The sequence below is a fragment of the Hyunsoonleella aquatilis genome (genome assembly GCF_014270105.1).
In the GTDB taxonomy this organism is placed as follows: domain Bacteria; phylum Bacteroidota; class Bacteroidia; order Flavobacteriales; family Flavobacteriaceae; genus Jejuia; species Jejuia aquatilis.
Genome location: NZ_JACNMF010000016.1, coordinates 1 through 2,532, shown reverse-complemented (window position 1 = coordinate 2,532; position 2,532 = coordinate 1). Strand labels below are relative to the sequence as shown.

Annotated in this window: 2 protein-coding genes; both read right to left on the bottom strand. The window is 32.0% G+C overall.

Translation table 11 applies throughout. The features are described 5' to 3' along the window. Positions 1 to 132: 132 nt before the first annotated feature. Complete coding sequence (locus tag H7U19_RS16730) at positions 133 to 852, bottom strand: hypothetical protein (RefSeq protein WP_222597464.1); 720 nt, start codon at positions 850 to 852, stop codon at positions 133 to 135. Between the two features lie 130 nt (positions 853 to 982). Beyond that, entirely contained in the window at positions 983 to 2,380 is a 1,398-nt protein-coding gene (locus tag H7U19_RS16725) for a hypothetical protein (RefSeq protein WP_186564026.1), read from the bottom strand. Positions 2,381 to 2,532: the final 152 nt, after the last annotated feature.

Here is a 2,532-nt window from a genome sequence, read left to right as displayed (position 1 = left end):
CAGTGGCAAACAAGTTGTTGAAACAGGCCTTTGCCATAGCAAAATCAGGAAGGCCTTACGATGAAAACTTTGTTTCGAGATTGGTTTAAAAAAGCTTGTTTTTTAACTCAGTTCTTTGTTAGGCACAGTATTTTAATATTTTTTCTTTTCCGATATTTTCAAATTCGTTAAGGAAATTAGATAATTGCAAACATTGTAAAAATTCCCTTTACTTGGTGACCAAACACTAACTACTCTATAATCGGTTTTATTAACTCCTTCCATTATCCATTCAGAACCATCAGTTCCGATTGAGCTACGACCTAAATCCATATTCCAAAAATCCGCTTTTCCGATAAGTTGGATAAATTCAGTCCATTCTTTTTCGGTTAGTATTTTCAGTCGCTCAATTTCTATTTCTCCTGGTTCGTATCCACCAGCACCATTTAGCACTTTCCAATAAAGAATATATTTGTCATTTCTTTTTTCAAATCTAAAAGTCATTGGTTTGTCAAATGTCCTTAACCAAGTAAAACGATAAATTTCTTTGTCAATTTTTCTATTAAACAACAAAGGTTCTCTCATTGCGTGAAGATGTTTTGAATACCAATCCACAACAAATTCGTCATAAGTCCCCTTTATCGTCTTTGTTTTAATCGTATAACTTGAGTCATTTTTCTTAATCCAATCAGTACTAACTTCAGGAAACATTTCTTTCGGAAAGTAAGGTTGGTTTAAATCAGTCGGAACATTTAAACTATCAACTTTGATTGTTGAGTCGACAAATTTTTCAATCGATTGGCTAAATCCGATTTGGGTCAGAAATAATGTCAAAATTCCAATTGATAATATTTGTCTCAAAGTTTTGTTCATATTGTGCCTAACGGTCTCGGCTATGAGTAGTTGCGTGGGTTAGCACTTAACTTTGCAAGTACACACCAAGCTGAAAATCCGCGAGGATTTTCAGAAGTAGGCGATAACAAGCAATTACTTATAGCCATTGTTAGCTACCGTATTTTTTTAGTTTTTCTTTTAATTCAATTTCGCTAATCGGTTTCACTTCAATAAATTCTTCTTCATTTTCTCCAATTACTATAACTCTCTCGCCAAAAGTAAGTCCGCTATTATCAAATCCAATTGATATGATTATTGCTTTTTCTCCTTTAGGTAGTTTGTTGTAACCATCTTCATTTTTCGTAAACCAATATTCATTTGTTGATTTTTCTATTCCGCTTAAAATGACATTTCTTTCTTCTAAAATCAGACTTGTTAAATTTGACTTTGTTGAAGTCTTTACAGCTAATTTAGTTGGACTTGCTTTTGGGTCTTCGTAAAAGAAATCTACATTAATCCATCCAAAATTTATTGCGTCGTAGGTAATAAGAACATTATTCAGTTCCTTGAGTTTTGTTGTGTCAATTATTCGGCTTGTGTCAATTTTAGTAAGCTTTTGAGATGCGAATTTTTTATAAAGTTCAATTTTCCAACGTCCGTGTTCTTTTGCATCTTTTAATATTGACTCGTGAGCTTCTTTTTGCATTTTAGTTCTTGGACCACCATTTGGTCCTGGTGGAATATTGTTTAAATGGTAATTAACTCTTTCTGTTGAATCTTTGATAAAATATTGAACAGTTAACTCATCAATTTCCCAAAGATTTTTGTCAAGATTATTTATATAAATATTTAAAACTTCTTTCCAACAAGTAGTGCTAAATCTATCTGAAAATTCTTTTGTTGCCAAAAGTGTATTTTCAAAATCGGTAATATTCCCAAAATAGTTGTAATAAGCGTATTTTAAAGTGTCTGTAGTAATTCCATAATATTCAGAACATTCGGTCAGAAATCGGTTTTTACTTATAAATTTTATTGGGTATGGTGTTAAAGATTTTGAAGGTTCTTCAATTTTGTCCCAATTGATTAATCCATCTTCTTCTCTGTTTCCTAAAAATATTTTCGCATCTTCTTTAATTCCTTTCTGGGGAATTTGCAATCTTATAGATTTCCCAGTTCCTATTTTTAGTTCATTCCCGTTTTCATCATTTGCAGATAGAAAAACCATTCCTAACGATTCAAGAATTTTATCGTTATGAATAGTTTGCAGATTTGAAGTTATAAAGTCCGACTTTGTAAAATTTTCTTTAATTTCTATGAAAACGTTTTTAGAAACAACATTACCATTTTGGTCAACAATTGAATTTTCTGGAATAAGTAGAATTGTTCCACTTTTTCCAACTAGCGTATTCGGTTGGGATGGATTAATTTCAAATACTTGACTTTTATTGATGGATTCTAAAGCACTTATTAATTCAGTCGGAATGTTACCGAATTCTTGATTTATTTCTTTTTCTTTTGCACAACTTATGACTGTGCAAACTATCAATAAGAAAAGAATTTTATTCATATGTTCGGATGTTCGTTTATATGGTAGCTAACGGTCTCGTATAACCGTCAGTTACGGATTAATATGCACAGACTTTTCGGTTTAGCACAAGCATTAGGAATTCCGAGTGGATTCGGGCGTAGTCGAATCCGCCGTAATTGCGGTTATACATT